The organism is Streptomyces sp. bgisy159, assembly GCF_965341775.1.
Taxonomy (GTDB): Bacteria; Actinomycetota; Actinomycetes; order Streptomycetales; family Streptomycetaceae; genus Streptomyces.
Genome location: NZ_CBDQZH010000034.1, coordinates 47,618 through 70,449, shown reverse-complemented (window position 1 = coordinate 70,449; position 22,832 = coordinate 47,618). Strand labels below are relative to the sequence as shown.

Here is a 22,832-nt window from a genome sequence, read left to right as displayed (position 1 = left end):
ACCTCGGCCTGGCGAGCCCCTGCTTCCCGGGGCACGTACGATGGGGTGAGGCCGTGGCTGTCGCGCCCGGCAGGGTCCGCGTAACACAGACGTACGCGGCGGCCCCTTCCTCACACTCCGGGAGTACGCCTCAATATGGCCGTGTCCACCACACGTCACGACATCCGCAACGTCGCCATCGTCGCCCACGTCGACCACGGCAAGACCACCATCGTCGACGGCATGCTGAAGCAGGCCGGTGCCTTCGCCGCCCACCAGCTCGACTCGGTCGACGACCGCATGATGGACTCGAACGACCTGGAGCGTGAGAAGGGCATCACGATCCTCGCCAAGAACACGGCGGTGAAGTACCACCCCAAGGACGGCGGGGACCCGATCACCATCAACATCATCGACACCCCCGGCCACGCCGACTTCGGCGGCGAGGTCGAGCGCGGTCTGTCGATGGTCGACGGTGTGGTGCTGCTGGTCGACGCCTCCGAGGGCCCGCTGCCGCAGACCCGCTTCGTGCTGCGCAAGGCGCTCCAGCAGCGGCTGCCGATCATCCTGTGCATCAACAAGACGGACCGGCCGGACTCCCGGATCGACGAGGTCGTCAACGAGACGTACGACCTCTTCCTCGACCTGGACGCCGACGAGGAGCAGATCGAGTTCCCGATCGTCTACGCCTGCGGCCGTGACGGCATCGCCTCGCTGACCAAGCCGGAGGACGGGACCGTTCCGGGCGACTCCACCTCCCTGGAGCCGTTCTTCTCCACCATCCTGGAGCACATCCCGGCCCCCACCTACGACGAGGGCGCCCCGCTCCAGGCCCACGTCACCAACCTGGACGCCGACAACTTCCTCGGCCGTATCGCGCTGCTCCGCGTCCACCAGGGCGAGCTGAAGAAGGGGCAGACGGTCGCGTGGATGAAGCGCGACGGGTCCGTGGCCAACGTCCGCATCTCCGAGCTGATGATGACCGAGGCGCTCACCCGCAAGCCGGCCGAGAAGGCGGGCCCGGGTGACATCTGCGCCGTCGCCGGTATCCCGGACATCATGATCGGCGAGACGCTGGCGGACACCGAGAACCCGCTGGCGCTGCCGCTGATCACGGTGGACGAGCCGGCGATCTCGATGACGATCGGCACCAACACCTCCCCGCTGGTCGGCCGCGGCGGCACCGGCAAGGGCGCCGACAACAAGGCGGCCGTCAAGGACCGCAAGGTCACCGCCCGCCAGGTGAAGGACCGCCTGGACCGGGAACTGATCGGCAACGTCTCCCTGCGGGTGCTGGAGACCGAGCGGCCGGACGCCTGGGAGGTCCAGGGCCGGGGTGAGCTGGCGCTCGCCATCCTCGTCGAGACCATGCGCCGGGAGGGCTACGAGCTCACCGTCGGCAAGCCGCAGGTCGTCACCAAGGACGTCGACGGCAAGGTGTACGAGCCCGTCGAGCGCATGACGATCGACGTGCCCGAGGAGCACATGGGCGCCGTCACCCAGCTGATGGGTGTCCGCAAGGGCCGGATGGACAACATGTCCAACCACGGCTCCGGCTGGGTGCGCATGGAGTTCGTCGTGCCGTCGCGCGGTCTGATCGGATTCCGGACCGAGTTCCTGACCCAGACCCGCGGCACCGGCATCGCCCACTCCATCCACGAGGGCCACGAGCCGTGGTTCGGCACGCTGACGACCCGTAACAACGGCTCGCTGGTGGCGGACCGCGCCGGCGCGGTCACCGCGTTCGCGATGACCAACCTCCAGGAGCGCGGCGTGCTCTTCGTGGAGCCCGGCACCGAGGTGTACGAGGGCATGATCGTCGGTGAGAACTCCCGCTCCGACGACATGGACGTCAACATCACCAAGGAGAAGAAGCTCACCAACATGCGGTCCTCGACGGCCGACGTGACCGAGTCGATCGTGCCGCCGCGCAAGCTGTCGCTGGAGCAGTCCCTGGAGTTCTGCCGCGACGACGAGTGCGTCGAGGTCACCCCGGAGGCCGTGCGCATCCGCAAGGTGAACCTGGACGCCCGTGAGCGCGCCCGCGCCGCCAGCCGCGCCAAGCACGGCTGACCCCGGGACGACGACGACCCGAGCCGGGCACCCCGCACAGCGCGGGGTGCCCGGCTCGGTCGTTTTCCGGAGGTAAGGGCCACGTAGGGAAAACCCTTCATCCTGGCCGCAGGCGCCCACGACAGGCCAGATCCCTACTAATCTGCTCTGGGAGTGGACGTACTGCGCGTCTTGTGTCAGGACCGGCGCGGGTCACCGTCAACGGACGTGATCCGACGCGGAATTGGGGTCCGGCGCGACGCCGTGCGCGGACCGGTGCCCGGGTGCTGGGCATACCGGCCGGCCCCCCTGCAGACGACCACCACCGCCGCAAGCGGTTTTTCTCACTCCTGCGTCCGGAATGCGGACAGCGTCCACCGATAGATGTGTAACAAGTCCGTTTCGCAGGGATCTTTCTGCAAACCGTTTGTCCGGATTTTGGAAGAAGTACACGTCAGGTGTGATCGAACCGAGACCTTATGGGTGTGGTTCGGCTACGGCCCATGGCAGATAGTTAGGCGCGTAGAGCTCGGGTTGACGAGTCACGCGCTGCCAGCGGCGACGACTCACGAGCCTGCGGGTGCACACGCCTCCCTCGTCTTCGTCGACAGGTGAGTGTCGTGTGCTCCCTAATGCTTTGAACAACAGGACTCTTGAGGAGGAACCCATGCGCGGTGCCAGGAGCGCCAAGTGGGTCGCGGGGGCGATAGTCATTGCTCTCGCCGCGACTGCCTGTGGTGGCAGTGACGACGACAGCAAGGGCAACAGCGGCGGCTCGGGCAAGGCCGGTGGCACCTTCAGGATGGGTATCACCGAGCCGGTCGCCATCGACCCGTACAACGCCCAGGAATCCGAGGGGATCCTGGTTACGACCAACCTCTTCACGGGTCTGTACCTGCCGACCGCCGACGGCAAGGTCAACCCGGCTCTGGCCACCTCCAAGGAGGTCAGCGCGGACGGCAAGACCTGGACCTTCAAGATCAAGCCGGGCACCAAGTTCACGAACGGTGAGCCGGTGAACGCCGAGGCGTTCATCCGCGGCTGGAACCGCGTCGCGGCGAAGACCGCCGCGTCCGACGTGGCCTACCACATGGCCGGCATCCAGGGCTTCGCGGACGTCCAGTCGGGCAAGGCCACGACCATGTCCGGCCTGAGCGCCCCGGACGAGAACACCCTTCAGGTCAAGCTCTCCGAGCCGGACTTCGAGTTCTACGTCAAGACCACCCACACGGTCTTCAGCCCGGTCCCGAAGGTCGCCGGCGACGCCAAGAACAAGGCGTTCAACGAGGCCCCCATCGGCAACGGCCCCTTCAAGATGCAGGGCAAGTGGGAGCACAACAAGAAGATCGTCCTCGTCCGTAACGACGACTACGGTCTGACCAAGGCGAAGCTCGACAAGGTCGACATCGACATCCTGAACTCCAACAACGGCGTCACGCTGGAGTACCAGGGCTTCGAGGCGGGCACCTACGACTGGGCCCGCATGCCCACCCCGCAGCTCCCGGCCGCCAAGGCCAAGTACGAGCCGCAGGGCGAGTGGATCGACGAGGACACGAACGGGATGAACTACATCCTCCCGATCACCGACAACGGTCCGCTGAAGGACAAGAAGGCCCGCGAGGCCGTCTCCTACGCGATCGACCGCGACGCCATCATCAAGGGCGTCTTCCAGGGCATGCAGAGCAAGTCCACGACGATCCTGCCGCCCGCCTTCGCCTCCGTGTACCAGAAGGACCTGTGCACCTCCTGCGTCAAGTCGGACCCGGCCAAGGCCAAGCAGCTCGCCAGTGAGGCCGGCCTCAAGCCCGGCACCACGATCGAGTTCGGCTACAACACGGGCGCCGGCCACGAGGAGTGGGTGCAGGCCGTCAAGCAGCAGATCGAGAAGGTCCTCGGCCTGAACGTGAAGCTCACGGGCAAGCCGTTCGCCGAGCTGCTCGCCGACCAGCAGAAGCCGAACGCCTCCGGCATGTACCGCTTCGCCTGGGGTGCGGACTACCCGACGCCGGACAACTTCCTGTTCCCGCTGCTGGCCACCGCGTCCATCAACAAGGACGAGAACGGCAAGGTCACCGGTGACAACCGCGGCCGCTACAGCAACAAGCAGTTCGACGCCCTGCTCGCCAAGGCCCGCGCCACCGAGAGCGAGGCCGGCCGCAACGACCTGTACAAGCAGGCCGAGAAGATCGCCATGGACGACCTGGCGCTGATCCCGCTGTGGAACCGCACCCAGCTGCGTCTCGCCAACACCAAGAAGTTCGCCGACATCAAGATGGACTTCCATGAGGACCCGAACCTCGCCGAGATCAGCCTGAAGTAACCGGGCGCCGCGTGACGCGGTGTCTGGAGACGGGGGCCGTGGGTACCGAGAGCGCTCGGATGCCACGGCCCTCGACGACCGTCGGGAGCGGTGCGACCCACCCTCCCGCCCCCTACCCCTACCGCCCCACCAACCTTGGGGGGAGGGAGCTGCTCGGAAAACGGCAGCGAGGCAGAGAGGCAAGTCATGGGAAGGTATGTGGTCCGCAGGCTGGGCCAGTTGGTCGTCGTCGTGCTCGGTGCGACGATGATCCTGTTCGCCTGCCTGTTCGTGCTCCCGGGTGACCCCGTCGGGCAGATCGCGGGCAGCGACAAGGCGCGTGATCCGGCTGTCATCGAGCAACTGCACAAGCAGTACGGGCTCGACGACCCGCTGATCGTCCAGTACGGCAACTACGTGGGCAAGCTCGCGACGGGCGACCTGGGAACGGACTACACACAGGGCCGTCCGGTCACGGAGATCCTCGCTCCGAAGCTGGGCAACACCGCGAAGCTGGCCATCGCGGCGATCGCGCTGGACGTCATCATCGGCATCTCGGTCGGTGTGCTGGCGGCGCTGCGCAGATACTCGATCTGGGACGTGTCGGCGACCTTCGTCACCACACTCGCGATCGGCGTCCCGTCCATCGTGCTCGGCATGATCATGCAGCGCATCTTCGTCATCGAGCTGGGCTGGTTCCCGCTCATCGCCGACGACAGCTTCAACTCGATCGTGCTGCCCGCCGTGACGCTGGCGATCATCGACGCCGCACTCGTCGCACAGCTCGCCCGCAGCACGATGCTCGAAGTGCTGCGCGCCGACTACGTCAAGACGGCCGTTGCGAAGGGACTCGCCCGCCGGAACGTCCTGTTCCGCCACATTCTGCGCAACTCGGTCATCCCTGTGGTGACCTACCTGGGAATCTCCTTCGGTGCCCTGCTCGGCGGCGCCATCATCACGGAGACGATCTTCAACTGGAACGGCATCGGTCTCGCTCTGATCCAGGCGATCCAGCAGAACAACAACCCCATCATCGTGGGCGTGGTGACCATCAGCGTGGCGGTCTTCGTCGTGCTGAACCTGGTCGTCGACCTGCTGTACGCCGCTCTCGACCCGCGAATCCGCCTTGCCTGACCCGCAGGGTCGCCCCCATCTAGGAGTCACACCATGACCGAACTCGCCACGGGCGCGAAAGAGCCGACGACGGCCGACCCCGTCGCGACCGCCGACGACGCCGAACCCAGCGTCGCCCGGGTCAGCCAGTGGTCCGACATCCGGCACCGCTTCGTGCAGAACAAGCTCGCCGTGCTCGGCCTGGGCATCATCGTCCTGCTCATCCTGGTCGCCATATTCGCGCCGCTGCTCGCCCCGTTCGACCCCCTTGAGCAGGACCTCAACGCGACCCTGCAGTCCCCGGGCGGGGAGCACTGGATCGGCACCGACGCGCTCGGCCGGGACCAGCTCTCCCGCCTGATCTACGGCAGCCGCATCGCCGTGATCGTCGGCCTCGCCTCGATCCTCGTCGCCCTGAGCATCGGCATCCTCTTCGGTGCCCTCGCCGGCTACTTCGGCCGCTGGGTGGACACCGTGATCATGCGCGCCGCCGACATCTTCTTCGCCTTCCCGCTGCTGATCGGCGCCATCGTCATCATCCTGCTGATGGGCCGCGGCGTGCTCCCGGTGGTGCTCTCGCTCGGCATCTTCTCCTGGGCCACCTACGCCCGACTGCTGCGCAGCCAGATCCTGTCGGTGCGTGAGATGGACTACGTCCACGCGGCCAAGGCGCTCGGCGCCGGCCAGGGCCGGATCATCCGCAAGCACGTCCTGCCCAACTCGCTGACCTCGGTGCTGGTGTACGGCACCAGCAACGTCGGTATCGCGATCGTCGCGGAGGCGTCGCTGTCCTACCTGGGCGTCGGCGTGGACCCGGAGGTCGCCGAGTGGGGCAACATGATCTCCGCCGGCCGCGGGTTCATGGGAGTCAAGGACTTCATGTGGACCTACCCGAGCATCGCGATCGTCATCACCGCGCTGGGCTTCATCCTGCTCGGCAACGGCCTGCGTGACGCGCTCGACCCCAAGCTCCGGTGATCCGCAGCCATGAGTCGTACCCCCCTGAGCAAGCAAGACGAAGGTGATGGCATGACCAGCCTGGAAACGGTCCCCACGAACGCGGGGGCGGACGGGTCCGCGCCGCTTCTCGAAGTCCGCGACCTGCACGTGGAGTTCCAGATCCGTGACGCGGTGACCAAGGCGGTCAACGGCGTCAACTACAGCGTCAAGGCGGGCGAGACGCTCGCCGTGCTGGGCGAGTCGGGCTCCGGCAAGTCCGTCACCGCGCAAGCCGTCATGGGCATCCTGGACAGCCCGCCCGGACGCATATCCAAGGGCGAGATCCTCTTCCAGGGCCAGGACATCCTGAAGCTCCCGGAGAGCGAGCGGCGCAAGCTGCGGGGCGCCAAGATGGCGATGATCTTCCAGGACGCGCTGTCCTCCCTGAACCCGGTGCTCTCCGTCGGCTACCAGCTCGGCGAGATGTTCCGGGCCCACCAGGGCATGTCCAAGAAGGACGCCAAGGCCAAGGCCATCGAGCTGATGGACCGGGTGCGCATCCCGGCCGCCAAGCAGCGCGTCGGCGACTACCCGCACCAGTTCTCCGGCGGTATGCGCCAGCGCATCATGATCGCCATGGCGCTGGCCCTGGAGCCGGAACTGATCATCGCCGACGAGCCGACGACCGCGCTCGACGTGACGGTCCAGGCCCAGGTCATGGACCTGCTCGCCGAGCTGCAGCGCGAGTACAACATGGGCCTGATCCTCATCACCCACGACCTCGGCGTGGTCGCCGACGTCGCCGACAAGATCGCGGTGATGTACGCCGGCCGGATCGTCGAGACCGCGCCCGTGCACGAGCTGTACAAGCGGCCCGCGCACCCCTACACCCAGGGCCTGCTGGACTCGATCCCGCGCCTGGACCAGAAGGGCCAGGAGCTCTACGCGATCAAGGGCCTGCCGCCCAACCTGCAGCAGATCCCCGCCGGTTGCGCCTTCAACCCGCGCTGCGGCCGGGCGCAGGACATCTGCCGCACCGAGGTGCCGGCGCTGGTCCCGGTCACCGAGCGGGACGGTTCGGAACTGGTGGGGCGCGGTTCCGCGTGCCACTTCTGGAAGGAGACGATCCATGGCTGAGCTCGGCAAGAACGAGGAGCAGCAGGACGCCACGCCGAACGTCTCCGACGTGGAAGCGGTGAAGGCGCGCGGCGAGGACCAGGCGGCTGCGGCCGTCGACGCACCCGTCGGGCGAGGGGAACCGATCCTGCAGGTGCGCAACCTGGTCAAGCACTTCCCGCTGACCCAGGGCATCCTGTTCAAAAGGCAGATCGGCGCGGTCAAGGCCGTCGACGGGATCTCCTTCGACCTGCACCAGGGCGAGACCCTCGGCATCGTCGGCGAGTCCGGCTGCGGCAAGTCCACCGTCGCCAAGCTGCTGATGAACCTGGAGCGGGCCACCGCCGGCGAGGTCTTCTACAAGGGCCAGGACATCACCCGGCTGTCCGGGCGCGCCCTGAAGGCGGTCCGCCGCAACATCCAGATGGTGTTCCAGGACCCGTACACCTCGCTGAACCCGCGCATGACGGTCGGCGACATCATCGGTGAGCCGTACGAGATCCACCCGGAGGTGGCGCCCAAGGGCGACCGCCGCAAGCGCGTCCAGGAGCTGCTGGACGTGGTGGGCCTCAACCCGGAGTACATCAACCGCTACCCGCACCAGTTCTCCGGCGGTCAGCGCCAGCGCATCGGCATCGCCCGCGGCCTGGCCCTCAACCCCGAGATCATCATCTGCGACGAGCCGGTCTCGGCGCTGGACGTCTCCGTCCAGGCGCAGGTCATCAACCTGATGGAGCGGCTGCAGGACGAGTTCAACCTGTCCTACATCTTCATCGCGCACGACCTGTCGATCGTCCGGCACATCTCGGACCGCGTGGGCGTGATGTACCTCGGCAAGATGGCCGAGATCGGCACCGACGAGCAGATCTACGACCACCCGACGCACCCCTACACCCAGGCGCTGCTGTCGGCGGTCCCGGTGCCCGACCCGGAGGCCCGCGACCACCGCGAGCGCATCATCCTCACCGGTGACGTGCCCTCCCCGGCCAACCCGCCGTCCGGCTGTCGCTTCCGCACCCGGTGCTGGAAGGCGCAGGACAAGTGCGCCGAGGAGGTTCCGCTGCTGGCGGTGCCCGAGCGTTTCAAGGGCTCGGACAGCCCGGCGGCGCACGAGTCGGCGTGCCACTTCGCCGAGGAGAAGGACGTCGTGCACGTCGCCTGACGGCTCCCGTACGGCATCCTTCCGGTTCCCGGCACCTGTCCAGGTGCCGGGAACCGGCGTTTTCGTGAGGAGTACCGGTGTTGCACCACGTGGAGCTGTGGGTTCCCGACCTGTCCCGGGCCGTGCGCGAGTGGGGCTGGCTGTTCGGCCGGCTGGGCTGGCTGCCGTACCAGGAGTGGGAACGGGGGCGCAGCTGGCGGGCGGGGGAGACGTACGTCGTCGTCGAGGAGTCCCCGGCGATGACCGCGGCGGACCACGACCGGCTCCGGCCCGGCCTCAACCACCTCGCCTTCCACGCCGGTTCCCGCACCGACGTGGACGCGCTGGCCGGGGCCGCCCCCGGGCACGGCTGGCGGCCGCTGTTCGCCGACCGGTACCCGTACGCGGGCGGGCCCGGCCACTACGCCGCCTATCTCGTCAACTCGGACGGGTTCGAGGTGGAGTTGGTGGCCGCGTAGTGACAGGCCACCTGGGTTCCGGCGCCGCCGCCCAGCACCCCGGGGTCGACCGTCCGGCACCGTTCGGCCACCCCGGCCCGTTCCGCCTCGCCGCTCGCCAGCACCGGGCACCGCGGCCGGAAGCGGCAGCCGGTGGGGACGCGGGACGGGTCCGGGGGCTCGCCGGTGAGGACGACCGGCTCGCCCGGGGCCTCCGGGAGCACGGACAGCAGCGCCCGGGTGTAGGGGTGGCGGGGTGCCGTGAGGACCTCCTCCACCGTGCCCGTCTCGACGATGCGGCCCAGGTACATCACCGCGACCCGGTCGGCCACGTTCCACGCCAGCCCGAGGTCGTGGGTGACCACCAGCGCGGCGAGTCCCGGCTCGGTGCGCAGCCGCAGCAGCAGCGCCAGGATCTCGCCCCGCACCGAGGCGTCCAGGGAGGCCACCGGCTCGTCCGCGACGAGGAGTTCCGGCTCCAGGACCAGCGCGCCCGCGATGACGACGCGCTGGCGCTGCCCGCCGGACGGCTCGTGCGGGTACGCCACCGCACGGGCGGCCGGCAGGCCCACGTGCTCCAGGAGCGGCAGCCGACCCCGTCAACGGTCTCCGTACCCGTCTTGGCCTGCGAAGACGCCATTCTCCAGGGGGAGTCGACCGGTCATTGGTCCAGTCCGGTGACGCGCCCCTGGCCACGCCCCGGCGGCGGCCCGGGGGTGCGAACGGGTGGTCCGTCCCGCGTACGGGGGCGCTTGATGTGCGCTGCTCCGGTTATGTGGCGATATTGGCCGATAACGGTAACGGGCAGTCAAGAGGAGGCATCCCATGCGTGGAGCCACGCACGCCAAGTGGGCCGCGAGCGCGGCGGCGGTGGTCCTGGCGGCGACGGCCTGCGGAGGCGGGAGCGACAGCGGCAGTGGCAGCGGCGACAGCGGCGCGGTGCTCTCCTCCTCGTGGGGCGACCCGCAGAACCCGCTGGAGCCGGCCAACACCAACGAGGTGCAGGGCGGCAAGGTCCTCGACATGGTCTTCCGGGGCCTGAAGCGCTACGACCCCGAGACCGGCGAGGCCAAGGACATGCTCGCCGAGAAGATCGAGACCTCCGACTCGCAGACCTTCGACATCACCGTCAAGGACGGCTGGACCTTCAGCAACGGCGAGGCGGTCACCGCCAAGTCGTTCGTCGACGCCTGGAACTACGGTGCCAGCCTGAAGAACAACCAGAAGAACGCCTACTTCTTCGGCTACATCGAGGGCTACGACAAGGTCCACCCCGAGGACGGCAGCGCCCAGACCGCCGACACCCTCTCCGGTCTGAAGGTCACCGGCGACCGCACCTTCACGGTCAAGCTCAGCCAGAAGTTCTCCACCTTCCCCGACACCCTCGGCTACGCCGCCTTCTCACCGCTGCCGCAGGCCTTCTTCGACGACCACGCGGCCTGGCTGGACAAGCCCGTCGGCAACGGCCCGTACACCATCCAGTCGTACTCCAAGGGCTCCCAGATGTCCCTGCGCAAGTGGGACGACTACCCCGGCGACGACAAGGCGCAGAACGGCGGGGTGGACCTGAAGGTCTACACCGACAACAACACCGCCTACACCGACCTGCTCGCCGGCAACCTCGACCTCGTCGACGACGTGCCGGCCGCCCAGCTGAAGAACGCCAAGAACGACCTCGGCGACCGCTACCTCAACACCCCGGCCGGCATCATCCAGACCCTGGCGTTCCCGTTCTACGACAAGGACTGGGACACCTCCGGCGCGCAGAAGGTCCGCCAGGGCCTGTCCAGGGCGATCAACCGCAAGCAGATCACCGAGACGATCTTCCAGAACACCCGCACCCCCGCCCAGGACTGGACCTCACCGGTACTCGGCGAGGACGGCGGCTTCGACCCCGAGCTGTGCGGCGACCTGTGCGACTACGACCCCGAGGAGGCGAAGAAGCTCATCCAGGAGGGCGGCGGCCTGCCCGGCGGCCAGGTCACCATCTCCTACAACGCGGACACCGGCTCGCACGGGCAGTGGGTCAACGCCGTCTGCAACTCGATCAACAACGCGCTCGGCAACACCAAGGCCTGCGTCGGCAACCCCGTCGGCACCTTCGCCGACTTCCGCAACCAGATCACCCAGCGCAAGATGAACGGACCGTTCCGCGCCGGCTGGCAGATGGACTACCCGCTGATCCAGAACTTCCTCCAGCCGCTCTACTACACCAACGCCTCCTCCAACGACGGCCAGTGGAGCAACAAGCAGTTCGACCAGCTCGTCGACCAGGCCAACGCCGAGACCGACCAGGGCAAGGCGGTCGACCTCTTCCAGCAGGCCGAGGAGGTCGTACGCGACAACATGGCGGCCATCCCGCTCTGGTACCAGAACGGCTCGGCCGGCTACTCGCAGCGGCTGTCGAACGTCAAGCTCAACCCGTTCTCCGTCCCGGTCTACAACGAGATCAAGGTGAGCTGACCGGTCATGGGGCGCTATGTCGTCCGGCGGCTGATCCAGATGATCCCGGTGTTCATCGGGGCCACGCTGCTCATCTTCCTGATGGTGAACGTGATGGGCGACCCCGTCGCGGGGCTGTGCGGCGAGCGGCGGTGCGACCCTGCCACCGCCGCCCAGCTGCGCAAGGAGTTCGGCCTCGACAAGCCGGTCTGGCAGCAATACCTGACCTACATGGGGAACGTCTTCACCGGTGACTTCGGTACGGCCTTCAACGGCCAGGAGGTCACCGAGCTGATGTCGACGGCGTTCCCCGTCACCATCCGGCTGACCCTCGTGGCGATCCTCTTCGAGATCGTCATCGGCATCACCCTGGGCGTCGTCACCGGCCTGCGCCGGGGCCGGCCCGTCGACACCGGCGTCCTGGTCCTCACCCTCGTCGTCATCTCCGTCCCCACCTTCGTCACCGGCCTGCTCCTGCAGCTCCTCCTCGGCGTCAAGTGGGGCTGGATCAGTCCCTCGGTCTCCTCCGAGGCGCCCTTCGACGAACTCATCCTGCCCGGCCTCGTCCTGGCCTCCGTGTCACTGGCGTACGTGACCCGGCTGACCCGCACCTCCATCGCGGAGAACCGGCGCTCCGACTACGTGCGCACGGCCGTCGCCAAGGGGCTGCCGCGCCGAAGAGTGATCGTCAAACACCTGCTGCGCAACTCCCTGATCCCCGTCGTCACCTTCATCGGCGCCGACATCGGCTTCCTCATGGGCGGTGCGATCGTCACCGAGCGGATCTTCAACATCCACGGTGTGGGCTACCAGCTCTACCAGGGCATCCTGCGCCAGAACACCCAGACCGTCGTCGGCTTCGTGACCGTCCTGGTGCTGGTCTTCCTGGTGGCCAACCTCGTCGTCGACCTCCTGTACGCCGTACTCGACCCGAGGATCCGCTATGCCTGAGCAGCCGTACGACCAGGAGGGGGCGATCGCCGGCACCGGCATGGGAGGCACGATGGACCTGGGCGTCGACGAGGCGACCACCCTGGAGCGGACGCCGGGCGGGCCCGAGGGCACCGGACCGCAGGCCAAGCCGCGCAGCCTGTGGTCCGACGCCTGGCGCGACCTGCGCCGCAACCCCGTCTTCATCATCGCCGGCCTGATCATCCTCTTCCTGATCTTCATCTCCCTGTGGCCCTCGGCGATCGCCTCCGGCAGCCCCCTCAGATGCGACCTCGCCCGAGCCCAGGAGGGCTCGCAGCCCGGCCACCCGTTCGGCTTCGACGGACAGGGCTGCGACGTCTACACCCGCACCGTCTACGGCGCCCGTACGTCCGTCGCGGTCGGCGTCCTCGCCACCCTCGGCGTCGCGCTCCTGGGCAGCGTCCTCGGCGCGCTCGCCGGGTTCTTCGGCGGCTCCTGGGACTCGGTCCTCTCCCGCCTCACCGACGTCTTCTTCGCGATCCCCGTCGTCCTCGGCGGCCTGGTCCTGCTCTCGGTGGTCACCAGCAACACCATCTGGCCCGTCATCGGGTTCATCGTGCTGCTCGGCTGGCCGCAGATCGCCCGCATCGCGCGCGGCTCCGTCATCACCGCCAAGCAGAACGACTACGTCCACGCCGCCCGCGCCCTCGGCGCCTCCAACTCCCGCATGCTGCTGCGCCACATCGCGCCCAACGCCGTCGCCCCGGTCATCGTGGTCGCCACCATCGCCCTGGGCACCTACATCGCCCTGGAGGCCACCCTGTCCTTCCTCGGCGTCGGCCTCAAACCCCCCAGCGTCTCCTGGGGCATCGACATCTCCGCCGCGTCCCCCTACGTCCGCAACGCCCCCCACGCCCTGCTGTGGCCCTCCGGCGCCCTCGCCATCACCGTCCTGTCCTTCATCATGCTCGGCGACGCGGTCCGCGACGCCCTCGACCCGAAGCTGAGGTGACGGGCCGTGCTGCTCGAAGTGCGGGACCTGTTCGTGGAGTTCAAGACCCGGGACGGTGTCGCCAAGGCCGTCAACGGGGTCAGCTACAGCGTGGACGCGGGGGAGACCCTGGCGGTGCTCGGCGAGTCGGGGTCGGGGAAGTCGGTGACCGCGCAGGCCGTCATGGGCATCCTCGACACGCCTCCGGGGCGCATCGCCGGCGGGGAGGTGCTGTTCCAGGGCCGCGACCTGCTGCGGCTCAAGGAGGAGGAACGCCGCCGGGTGCGCGGCGCCGAGATGGCGATGATCTTCCAGGACGCCCTGTCGTCGCTGAACCCGGTGCTGTCGGTGGGCGACCAGCTCGGCGAGATGTTCGTGGTGCACCGGGGGATGTCCAGGAAGGACGCCCGCGCCCAGGCCGTCGAGCTGATGGACCGGGTGCGCATCCCGGCCGCCAAGGAGCGGGTGAGGCAGTACCCGCACCAGTTCTCCGGCGGTATGCGCCAGCGCATCATGATCGCCATGGCGCTGGCCCTGGAACCGGCGCTCATCATCGCCGACGAGCCGACGACCGCGCTCGACGTGACGGTCCAGGCCCAGGTCATGGACCTGCTCGCCGAGCTGCAGCGCGAGTACAACATGGGCCTGATCCTCATCACCCACGACCTCGGCGTGGTCGCCGACGTCGCCGACAAGATCGCGGTGATGTACGCCGGGAAGATCGTCGAGTCCGCCCCCGTGCACGACATCTACAAGGCCCCCGCCCACCCGTACACCCGCGGCCTGCTGGAGTCCATCCCGCGCCTGGACCAGAAGGGCCAGGAGCTGTACGCCATCCAGGGCCTGCCGCCCAACCTCATGCACATCCCGCCGGGCTGCCCCTTCCACCCCCGTTGCCCGATGGCCCAGGACGTCTGCGTCACCGACGTACCCCCGCTGTACGAGGTCTCCGAGACCCGGGGCAGCGCCTGCCACTTCTGGAGGGAGTGCATGAATGACTGAGCCGATCCTGGAGGTCAGCGGGCTCGTCAAGCACTACCCGCTGACCCGGGGCATCCTCTTCAAGAAGCAGGTCGGCGCGGTCAGGGCCGTCGACGGCGTGGACTTCGCCCTCGGCAAGGGCGAGACCCTCGGCATCGTCGGCGAATCCGGCTGCGGCAAGTCCACCGTCGCCAAGATGCTCGTCCACCTGGAACGTCCCACGGCGGGCCGGATCCGCTACAAGGGCGAGGACATCACCCGGCTGTCCGGGCGCGCCCTGAAGGCGGTCCGCCGCAACATCCAGATGGTGTTCCAGGACCCGTACACCTCGCTGAACCCGCGCATGACGGTCGGCGACATCATCGGTGAGCCGTACGAGATCCACCCGGAGGTGGCGCCCAAGGGCGACCGCCGCAAGCGCGTCCGGGAACTGCTGGACGTGGTGGGCCTCAACCCGGAGTACATCAACCGCTACCCGCACCAGTTCTCCGGCGGTCAGCGCCAGCGCATCGGCATCGCCCGCGGCCTGGCCCTCAACCCCGAGGTGATCGTCGCCGACGAGCCGGTCTCCGCCCTGGACGTCTCCGTCCAGGCACAGGTCATCAACCTGATGGACCGGCTCCAGAAGGACCTCGACCTCTCGTACATCTTCATCGCCCACGACCTGTCCATCGTGCGGCACATCTCCGACCGGGTCGGCGTCATGTACCTGGGCCGCATCGTCGAGACCGGCACCGACCGGGAGATCTACGACCACCCGACGCACCCCTACACCCAGGCGCTGCTGTCGGCGGTCCCGGTGCCCGACCCGGAGGCCCGCGAGTACCGCGAGCGCATCCTGCTCGCGGGCGACGTGCCGTCCCCGACGAACATCCCCTCCGGCTGCCGCTTCCGCACCCGCTGCTGGAAGGCGCGCGAGCGGTGCGCCGTGGAGGTGCCGCTGCTCGCGGTCCCGGAGGCCTTCCAGGGCGCGTCCGGGCCCGCGGCGCACGACTCGGCGTGCCACTTCGCCGAGGAGAAGCGGGTGGTCCCGCCCGAGGCGCAGACGAACACCCCGGAGGACGACGGGAACGAGCCGGGGTGACATGGCGCACCCCGGCTCGCTTACGGCACCCGCACGGCCGTACGCTGCTCAGCGTCGCGCGTCCGTATATCGGTACCGCTTCCGCCAAGTTGCCTCCGTGTTAACGCACTTCGTGCGCATTTGTGCCGTCTGTCACGTCCGCGGCAGACCCAGCGCCCGCTTGAGGAAGTCCACCTGGAGCAGCAGCAGGTTCTCGGCGACCTGCTCCTGCGGGGTCATGTGCGTGACGCCGGACAGCGGCAGCACCTCGTGCGGCCGGCCCGCCGCCAGCAGCGCCGAGGACAGCCTGAGGGCGTGCGCGACCACCACGTTGTCGTCGGCCAGGCCGTGCACGATCATCAGCGGCCGGTGCGGCTCGGCCGGCTCGGACAGCCCCTCGTCGGTCACCAGCGAGCTCTTCGCGTACGCCGCCGCCTGCTCGACCGGGTCGCCCAGGTACCGCTCGGTGTAGTGGGTGTCGTACAGCCGCCAGTCGGTGACCGGCGCGCCCGCGATGCCCGCGCGGAAGACGTCCGGGCGGCGCAGCACGGCCAGCCCCGCCAGCCAGCCGCCGTACGACCAGCCCCGGATCGCCACCCGGGACAGGTCCAGCGGGTAGCGCTCGGCCAGCGCGTGCAGCGCCTCGACCTGGTCGTCCAGGGAGACGGTGAAGTCGTGGTGGACGCCCTTCTCCCAGGCCGGGGAGCGGCCGGGGGTGCCGCGCCCGTCGGCGACCAGCACCGCGAAGCCCTGGTCGGCGAACCACTGCGAGGTCAGATGGGCGTTGTGGGCGGCCAGCACGCGCGGGCCGTGCGGACCGCCGTAGGGGTCCAGCAGGACCGGCAGGGGGGTGTCACCCCGGGAGGTGTCACGGGGGTAGTCCGCAGGCATAAGCAGGGCGCACGGGATGCGGCGTGCGCCCCCCTCGGTGAGCGTGACCCGCGGGGTGAGGCCGGGATTCGACGCATGGGACGCCACGGTCGCCACCGGTTTCCCGTCCCGCAGCACCCGCACCCGGCTGCCCGGCCGGTCGAGCGTCGCCGACACCAGCACCGTCACCGCGCCCGAGCGCACCGCCGAGTGGACGCCGGGCTCCTCGGAGACGCGTTCGACCCCCAGCTCGTTGACCCGGTACACGTGCACTTCGCCGATCTCCGGCCGCGCCGCGTCCTGCCCCGCCGAGGCGGACACGAGGACGTCGTCGGCGGAGACGTCAAGCACCGCACGAATGTGCAACTGCGCACCCGTGAGGGGACGTTCACCCACCACCAGGACCCGCGCACCCCCTTCGTCGGCGACCCGCACCAGCTGCCCCGACGGGCTCCAGCACGGCACTCCGGCGAAAAGATCCAGCCAAATCGGATCTTCTTCGGCATGCACCATCCGGGTCGTCCCGGAGGTCGTGTCCACGGCCAGAAACAGCTGGCTCCGCTGGTCGCGCGCCTGTACGAGCAGCAGCGGCGCACCCGCCGCTGACCAGTGCACTCGCGCCAGATACGGGTACCGCTCCCGGTCCCACACGACCTCCGTGCGCTCCCCGTCGAGGCCGAAGAGGAACAGCCGGACCGCCGCGTTGGGTGTGCCGGCCGCCGGGTAGGGAACGTGTTGTGGGTCACGTTCGGGATGGGCCGGATCCGAGATCCACCAGCGCCGCACCGGCGTGTCGTCCACGCGCGCCACCAGCAGCCGGTCGGACGCCGGGGACCACCAGAAGCCCCTGGACCGCCCCATCTCCTCGGCCGCGATGAACTCGGCGATTCCATAGGAAACCGACTCACTGTCAGGTGCGGCGAGCACCCGGTCGCCCTCCCCGTCGGCCCCAACCACCCGCAGGGCACCCCCGGCGACATAGGCGACACACCCGCCGTCGGGTGACGGCCGCGGGTCGATCACCGGCCCCGGAACCCGCAGTTCCCGCACCTCCCCGGACGCCGGCCGGGCCGTGAACAGCCGCCCCGACAAGGTGAAGGAGACCAGCTCCACGGCGTCGTCGGCGGCGTACCCGACGATCCCCGCGCCGCCCTCCCGGCTGCGCTCGCGGCGCGCCCGCTCCTGCGGCGACAGGTTCTCCGTCGCTCCGCCCAGCAGGGCGTACGGGTCCGCGGCGAGGCGCTCGGAGCCGTCCGCCGGATCCAGGACCCACAGCGCGCCCGCGCGGTCCGTGCCGGAGCCGGAGCGCAGGAACACGACACGGGAGCCGTCGGGGGCGACGGTGAACGAACGCGGCGCGCCGAGGGTGAACCGCTGGGTGCGGGCGTGCAGTCGGGGGAACGAGTAGGTCTCCGACGGGGACTCTGACTCTGGCTCGGTCGTCATGCCCCGACCCTATTGGCCATGATTGGCCATGCGCCCCCTTGCGCGTCCGTGCGCCGACCGATGCGCGCGCACTCATAGTTATGATCACTAGCGCTGTGTGGGTATGAACCTGCTGGCTGCTGTATGGATTTACAACTTCACCCGCTCTGTCATCCCCCATGTACCCGGGTTCTTGGAGGTGAGCCGCCGTGGCACTCTCGATTTCGGCGGTGGTGCTGCTGGCGATCATCGTCTTCTTGTTGATCAAGAAGTCAGGCCTGAAGGGCGGGCATGCGGTCGTCTGCATGCTGCTCGGCTTCTATCTGGCCTCGTCGACGATGGCTCCGACGATCAGTGATCTGACGACGAGTGTGGCGAGCATGATCAGCAGCATCAAGTTCTGAGCAGGTCCGGCGCCGCGCCTGCCCTGACCGGGCCGGGCAGCCGGGGTCCCGCTCGGAACGCCACCGTCAAGGGCCCTGAGGGCCCCGTCGGCCGTCGCAACGCCGGGCTTCCTCCGGGGGCGGCCGACGGCGATCCGGAGGGCCTCCACGGCCCGCACGGGGCTTGCCGCGCCCGCACCCGTCACCGGCGCCCGCCGGAGCCGTTCCGCAGATGCGCGTCGAGGCTCTGGAGCGCCGTCCAGGCCCCGGGGTCGGTGCCGTCGCCGAGAGGGTAGTGGAGTGCGGGTTCGGCGGCCGGGCCGAGCCGACGCGGTGGCACCCGGACGGGCGGCCGACTGGCGTGGGCGAGGCCGGCCTTGCGCACGTCTCGCGGGCCGAGCGTCAACGAGACCGGCACCGGCGGCACTTCGAGGTGCGCGGGGACGGTGAGGTCGGCGCGGGCCGCGCGGACGGTGGCCAGCATGGTGGTCAGTCCGTGCTCCGCGACGAGGCTCGCGGCGAGGGGCTCCAGGGCGTCCAGGGGGACGTCGTCGGGCCGCTCGTAACCGATCGTGAGGCTGACCTCCTCGGCGACGCCCGCCGTGGTGCGGGTGATGCGCTGGGTGGCGACGGCCGGGCGGTCGGGGGAGCCGACGGCGACGAGGTGGGTGGCCGCGGGGGCCCGGTCGCGCGCCAGGTCGGTCAACTGACCGGTCGACCAGGGCAGGTTGACCGGCTCCGCCGTACCCCAACCGGTGGGCGGCGCGCCGGTCAGGTGACGCCAGGCGGCCTCCAGGGCCCGCCCGAGCACGAGCCGGGCGTCCGGCGCGTGCACCGTACGGAACGAGACGTTGAGCTGCCGTTCGCTCGTCGGCCCGGCCCCGGTCCCGGCCGCGAAGGCGTCGGCGACCACCCCGGCCTCCGGCACGAACGTGCCGCCCCGCCAGCTCAGCCGGACCCCGGACGAGCCGTCGTAGTAGCCGCCGTTCGGGTCCTGCACCACCCAGCGGTTGGGGACCCGGCCCAGTGCGGCGCGCAGGGGAAGAGTGAGACGGGTCTGCGGCGGGGTGACGAGGTGCAGGGCGCGGTCCGACCCGGCCGCGTCGCGCAGGAGGCCGGAGAGCCAGGTGGTGAGGGGGAGGAGCGGGCGGTCGGAGACGACGACGGCGGTCGACTCGGTCAGGACGTCGACGCGGGGAGTCCCGTCCACGTGCTCTTGAGAGCTCTGCGGGCTCTCTTGAGGCGTGTCCGGCGGGACCTTCACCGTGCGCGTGGTGGCCGCCGCTCGTGGCCACACGGTGCCGCCGAGGAAGGTCACCAGACGCCCGCACACGGATTCCGCGAGGGAGCGCGCCTCGGGCACCGCGGTGTCGGCCCGCACCTCGGTCCACCAGAACGGCAGCTCCGGAACGGCCACCCGGTCCCCCAGCAGCCGCCGGGCCTCACCGGGCACCTGAACGAGCACCGGCGCCTCCACGGACACCAGCGGACGCCCCGCAGCGGTGCACAGGTGAACGACGGCGCCCTCTTCGGCGGCGGTCAGTTGCAGCTCCGGACCGCCGGCGTGCAGGGCTGCCAGCAGCGCTTTGCTGTCGGGCATCTTCGGGGTGAGTGCGATGAACTCGCTTGTCATGCGTGGCTTTCCGTCGCTACAGAAGTGGGTTCTATCTGTTCGTTCATTCGGGTCCAGCCCACACGGTCTGCTGGTCGGGTCAGGGCTCAGGGGTCGATCTTCCCCGGCTCGATTCAGCGGTACCTTCACAGGATCGGATACCGATCGGTCTTCCTGATCGCAGAACGTCCAGAGTGCCGTAAGGGCCTAGCCCCACGGCATGGACTTCGCCTGCGTCTCAGCCTCGGTTGCCCACATGTCAGCGTATTCGGGGTTGATCGACATGACTTGGGAGCCCATCCGGTCGACCAGTACCAGCGCCACCGTGACGAAGCCCTTCAGCAATGCCTTGAGTGCCTCGTTGTTGGAGTCCTGATATGTCTTGACCAGGGCATCCACGAACTCGGGAAATGCTGCCGGGTCGATTTCGCATTCATCTTCGATGATTTCGCCCAGTCCCGGGTCCCTGCCGATGATCTGAGACAGTGCGTCGGCCTGTCCCAGGAACGCTCTGGCTAGGGAATTGGAGGGGTTCCATACGTCATCATCGCCCACCTGAAAGAAACAGCTCACTCCGCCCACCTCACCTTTACCTTGACGTCAGGGTGCTTTGCCTGCCACTCAGCTATGCCGGACTCTACTGCAGCTCTGAACTGCGGTGTGGCTCCTCGTTCTATGAAGCTTAGCCCGATCGGTGCGTCTTCGAATCCTGGCATGTACGGGCGGGCTCTGACGTAGGCATCGAGCTTCTTGAAGACGTGCTTGGCAATCCACTTCTGCACATTGAGGCGCGGATCATTCCCCGTCGCGGTCTTCTCTTCCCACAAGGTTCCGTCTTCGATTCGATCAATATCAGTGATGGTGTCCGCCCGGTTGTTTGGGTTGTCCACCACGTAGTTGGTGTCGCCTTCTCGGGGAGCACGCTCTCGATTCGAGGAGCCGTCCCCTCCTGGGACTTCGTGGACAGCCTTCGGCGGGACATCTCCATGTGCGCCTTCGAGGCCGCCATGCCCGGACGTCGCGTCGGCATGTCCAGACGCCGGGTGCTCGGATCCGGTGTCATGAATTACACCGTTGGCCGACCCTGTATGGGGACCGTCGAGGTCGCCAGACCTGTCGCTGCGGCCTCCCGAAACGTCGTGGCTCGCCTGAGGAGACCGGCCTTCCCCGGCATGGTCAGTGGCTTCGGTCCAGCGGCCTCCTCCCACCAATTCTGGTTGGCGAGTGGATGTCTCCGTAGACGCGGCGCGTTCGTCGGCCGACTTCTCGACCGGGGCTTGCTCCTTGGCCTGGTGGATGGTGCCGTCGGCGTTGAGGAGGTCGCCTTCCTTGACGAGGTAGATGGTCTTCCCGGTGGCGGCGTCGATGCCCGGGATGGCGTCGGCGGGGACCCTGGGGGAGCGCATCGCGTCGGCCTGGTCGACCAGGTGGGGGATGGCGCCGGTGTGGAGGTCCTTCAGGACGCGGAAGGTGTCGCCGATCTTGACGAAGGCGTAGCCGCCGGCCTTGCCGACGTAGGTCATGGGGTCGATGGCCCGGCCGACCTTGCCGGCCACGGACAGGGCGCGGGCCCCGGCGGAGGTCTTGCCGGCCGCGGAGGCGGCCGCGCCCGCGCCCTCGGCGCCGCCGATCGTGGTCAGGATGTTGAAGCCGACCGTGCCGGCCGCGCGGGAGGGGTTGGTCTTCCAGGTGTCCCAGGCGACGAAGCCCTTGACCGTCTGCTTGTAGGCGGTACGCGACTCCCGCAGCCAGGAGGGCAGTTTGTCCTCGGGGACCAGCCACCAGGTGCCGGCGGTCGCGGAGGTCAGGGCAGAGGCGGTGCTGACCTGGGCCAGGCTCTTCCACGCCTGCCCGGCCGCCGCCCAGCCGTCGTGCCCGAACAGGGTCGCCACCCCGTGGACCGTGGCCAGTACACCGTCCTCCCAGACACCGTTCCACGATTCCGAGACGTGGTGCTTCAGCCAGTCCCAGCCCTCGTACTCCCGCTCGGCCGGCGCACCCCACGGCGTCTCGCCCGCCAGGTCGAGATCCTCCGCCCGGTAGCCGTACATGGCCGGGCCGTGCGAGCCGTCGTCCACGGTGAACACCGTGCCGCCGACCAGCGCGGTGATCCGGTTGTGACAGGCCAGCTCGGCGGCCTGGAACGCGGCCACCGTGTGGTTGACCTCCCGCCACAACTCGTTGTTGCGGTCGACCTTGTCCTGGTCCTTGTGCCAGTCGTCGTCCCCCGCGAGCGAGGCCACGAACGCGCTCGCCTGCCCCCGCAGTGTCTCCAGCCTCCCGGCCAGCGGCCGCACCTCGCCACCGTAGTCCGCCAGCGCCTGCGCGACCTGCTCCAGATCCCCCGCGAACTCGTCCGTCTTCGCCTTCACCGGCACCGTCGTGGCGAACAGATCGGAGGCTTCCGGGGCGTGGTAGAACGCGGCCAATCCCTGGAAGAGGGTATGGATGTTCCCGCCGGAGGCACGGAACTGGGCCGCGTTCGCGCTCAGCAGCATCACCTCCGTCTCCAGCGTGGACAGATCCCCGATGAAGTGCGGTATCCCCGACGGATCGATCAGGTCCTTGCCCCCACCGCTCACTCCCGCGCCCCCGCCCGCACACCCGCAGTGCCGCCCGCGCCCGGCAGGTCCAGCCTCGGCTCCTTCGCCGCCTCCCGCTGCGCCGTCGCCGCCATCGCCACGTCACCCTGCACGTAATAACCGGTGGCCTCCGCCGCCCCGTTCAGCGACTTCGACGTCCGCTCCGCCACATACCGCAGATCCAGACTCCACCGCTGCAGGAACTCACCCAGCGCCGCCCCCACCAGTCCGGCCGTACTTGTGTACGGCCCCATCTCACTGGTGATCGTCCCCGCCGCCGAAGCCGCCTCCGCCAGGTTCCCCTGCATCGCCATCCCCGTGTCCGACAGGTTCCGCGCCTCCGTACCCGACTGCGACAGAACCCCGTACACCCCGACGACGTCTATGTCCCACCCCGTCATACCGCTTCCCCCAAGTCCCGCATGTGTCAGTGCGGCGAGGCGGTATGCGGCCTTCTCGTTCCTTCCGGCAGCC

At 68.9% G+C, this 22,832-nt stretch carries 19 protein-coding genes; 13 read left to right on the top strand and 6 right to left on the bottom strand.

Annotation, left to right across the window (positions count from 1 at the left end):
* Nucleotides 1-135: 135 nt before the first annotated feature.
* The 7 genes from typA to ACSLTV_RS26905 all read left to right on the top strand — a co-directional run bounded on the left by typA (nucleotide 136) and on the right by ACSLTV_RS26905 (nucleotide 9,118).
* Entirely contained in the window at nucleotides 136-2,052 is a 1,917-nt protein-coding gene (typA, locus tag ACSLTV_RS26935) for a translational GTPase TypA (protein ID WP_432138690.1), read from the top strand.
* 646 nt (nucleotides 2,053-2,698) lie between these two features.
* Nucleotides 2,699-4,351, top strand: coding sequence for a peptide ABC transporter substrate-binding protein (locus ACSLTV_RS26930; RefSeq protein WP_432138691.1), 1,653 nt, complete (start codon nucleotides 2,699-2,701; stop codon nucleotides 4,349-4,351).
* A 186-nt stretch (nucleotides 4,352-4,537) separates the two neighbouring features.
* Entirely contained in the window at nucleotides 4,538-5,464 is a 927-nt protein-coding gene (locus tag ACSLTV_RS26925; RefSeq protein WP_432138692.1) for an ABC transporter permease, read from the top strand.
* 33 nt (nucleotides 5,465-5,497) lie between these two features.
* Nucleotides 5,498-6,421 carry an ABC transporter permease gene (locus ACSLTV_RS26920; RefSeq protein WP_432138693.1) on the top strand — a complete coding sequence of 308 codons (924 nt, stop codon included), beginning with the start codon at nucleotides 5,498-5,500 and terminating at the stop codon, nucleotides 6,419-6,421.
* Between the two features lie 51 nt (nucleotides 6,422-6,472).
* Nucleotides 6,473-7,519, top strand: a complete 1,047-nt coding sequence (locus ACSLTV_RS26915; protein WP_432138694.1) for an ABC transporter ATP-binding protein — start codon at nucleotides 6,473-6,475, stop codon at nucleotides 7,517-7,519.
* Complete coding sequence (locus ACSLTV_RS26910) at nucleotides 7,512-8,660, top strand: ABC transporter ATP-binding protein (RefSeq protein ID WP_435613028.1); 1,149 nt, start codon at nucleotides 7,512-7,514, stop codon at nucleotides 8,658-8,660. Before ACSLTV_RS26915 ends, ACSLTV_RS26910 begins: the two co-directional genes overlap by 8 nt.
* A 77-nt stretch (nucleotides 8,661-8,737) precedes the next feature.
* On the top strand, nucleotides 8,738-9,118 hold the full coding sequence (locus ACSLTV_RS26905) for a VOC family protein (protein WP_432138696.1): 381 nt from the start codon (nucleotides 8,738-8,740) through the stop codon (nucleotides 9,116-9,118).
* On the opposite strand, the gene ACSLTV_RS26900 is transcribed toward ACSLTV_RS26905, so the two are convergent.
* Nucleotides 9,070-9,687, bottom strand: a complete 618-nt coding sequence (locus tag ACSLTV_RS26900) for an oligopeptide/dipeptide ABC transporter ATP-binding protein (protein WP_432157706.1) — start codon at nucleotides 9,685-9,687, stop codon at nucleotides 9,070-9,072. The two genes, ACSLTV_RS26905 and ACSLTV_RS26900, sit on opposite strands and share 49 nt — an antisense overlap.
* Before the next feature lie 235 nt (nucleotides 9,688-9,922).
* Between ACSLTV_RS26900 and ACSLTV_RS26895 the strand changes: the two genes are divergently transcribed.
* Genes ACSLTV_RS26895 through ACSLTV_RS26875 form a run of 5 tightly spaced genes read left to right on the top strand, consistent with a single transcriptional unit; the run spans nucleotide 9,923 to nucleotide 15,507 of the window.
* On the top strand, nucleotides 9,923-11,560 hold the full coding sequence (locus ACSLTV_RS26895; RefSeq protein ID WP_432138697.1) for a peptide ABC transporter substrate-binding protein: 1,638 nt from the start codon (nucleotides 9,923-9,925) through the stop codon (nucleotides 11,558-11,560).
* Nucleotides 11,561-11,566: 6 nt separating this feature from the next.
* Entirely contained in the window at nucleotides 11,567-12,490 is a 924-nt protein-coding gene (locus tag ACSLTV_RS26890; protein ID WP_432138698.1) for an ABC transporter permease, read from the top strand.
* Nucleotides 12,483-13,463: an ABC transporter permease gene (locus tag ACSLTV_RS26885; protein WP_432138699.1), complete on the top strand. Its 981-nt coding sequence runs from the start codon at nucleotides 12,483-12,485 to the stop codon at nucleotides 13,461-13,463. The genes ACSLTV_RS26890 and ACSLTV_RS26885 overlap by 8 nt, the downstream gene beginning before the upstream one ends.
* A gap of 6 nt (nucleotides 13,464-13,469) precedes the next feature.
* A complete protein-coding gene (locus ACSLTV_RS26880) occupies nucleotides 13,470-14,444 on the top strand; it encodes an ABC transporter ATP-binding protein (protein ID WP_432138700.1) in 975 nt (324 codons plus the stop codon).
* Nucleotides 14,437-15,507 carry an ABC transporter ATP-binding protein gene (locus tag ACSLTV_RS26875; protein ID WP_432138701.1) on the top strand — a complete coding sequence of 357 codons (1,071 nt, stop codon included), beginning with the start codon at nucleotides 14,437-14,439 and terminating at the stop codon, nucleotides 15,505-15,507. Before ACSLTV_RS26880 ends, ACSLTV_RS26875 begins: the two co-directional genes overlap by 8 nt.
* Nucleotides 15,508-15,639: 132 nt before the next feature.
* Here ACSLTV_RS26875 and ACSLTV_RS26870 read toward each other — a convergent pair whose 3' ends face one another.
* A complete protein-coding gene (locus ACSLTV_RS26870) occupies nucleotides 15,640-17,802 on the bottom strand; it encodes a prolyl oligopeptidase family serine peptidase (protein WP_435613027.1) in 2,163 nt (720 codons plus the stop codon).
* A 188-nt stretch (nucleotides 17,803-17,990) separates the two neighbouring features.
* On the opposite strand from ACSLTV_RS26870, the gene ACSLTV_RS26865 reads away from it, so the two are divergent.
* The gene (locus ACSLTV_RS26865; protein ID WP_432138703.1) at nucleotides 17,991-18,185 is read left to right on the top strand and encodes a hypothetical protein; all 195 of its coding nucleotides are present in this window, start codon (nucleotides 17,991-17,993) and stop codon (nucleotides 18,183-18,185) included.
* Nucleotides 18,186-18,366: 181 nt separating this feature from the next.
* On the opposite strand, the gene ACSLTV_RS26860 is transcribed toward ACSLTV_RS26865, so the two are convergent.
* The 4 genes from ACSLTV_RS26860 to ACSLTV_RS26845 form a co-directional block, all read right to left on the bottom strand.
* Nucleotides 18,367-19,797, bottom strand: a complete 1,431-nt coding sequence (locus ACSLTV_RS26860; protein WP_435613026.1) for a DUF6177 family protein — start codon at nucleotides 19,795-19,797, stop codon at nucleotides 18,367-18,369.
* Between the two features lie 186 nt (nucleotides 19,798-19,983).
* On the bottom strand, nucleotides 19,984-20,349 hold the full coding sequence (locus ACSLTV_RS26855; RefSeq protein ID WP_432157687.1) for a DUF6086 family protein: 366 nt from the start codon (nucleotides 20,347-20,349) through the stop codon (nucleotides 19,984-19,986).
* The gene (locus ACSLTV_RS26850; RefSeq protein ID WP_435613025.1) at nucleotides 20,346-22,358 is read right to left on the bottom strand and encodes a hypothetical protein; all 2,013 of its coding nucleotides are present in this window, start codon (nucleotides 22,356-22,358) and stop codon (nucleotides 20,346-20,348) included. Before ACSLTV_RS26850 ends, ACSLTV_RS26855 begins: the two co-directional genes overlap by 4 nt.
* Nucleotides 22,355-22,759, bottom strand: a complete 405-nt coding sequence (locus tag ACSLTV_RS26845) for a DUF6507 family protein (protein WP_435613024.1) — start codon at nucleotides 22,757-22,759, stop codon at nucleotides 22,355-22,357. Before ACSLTV_RS26845 ends, ACSLTV_RS26850 begins: the two co-directional genes overlap by 4 nt.
* Nucleotides 22,760-22,832 lie beyond the last annotated feature (73 nt).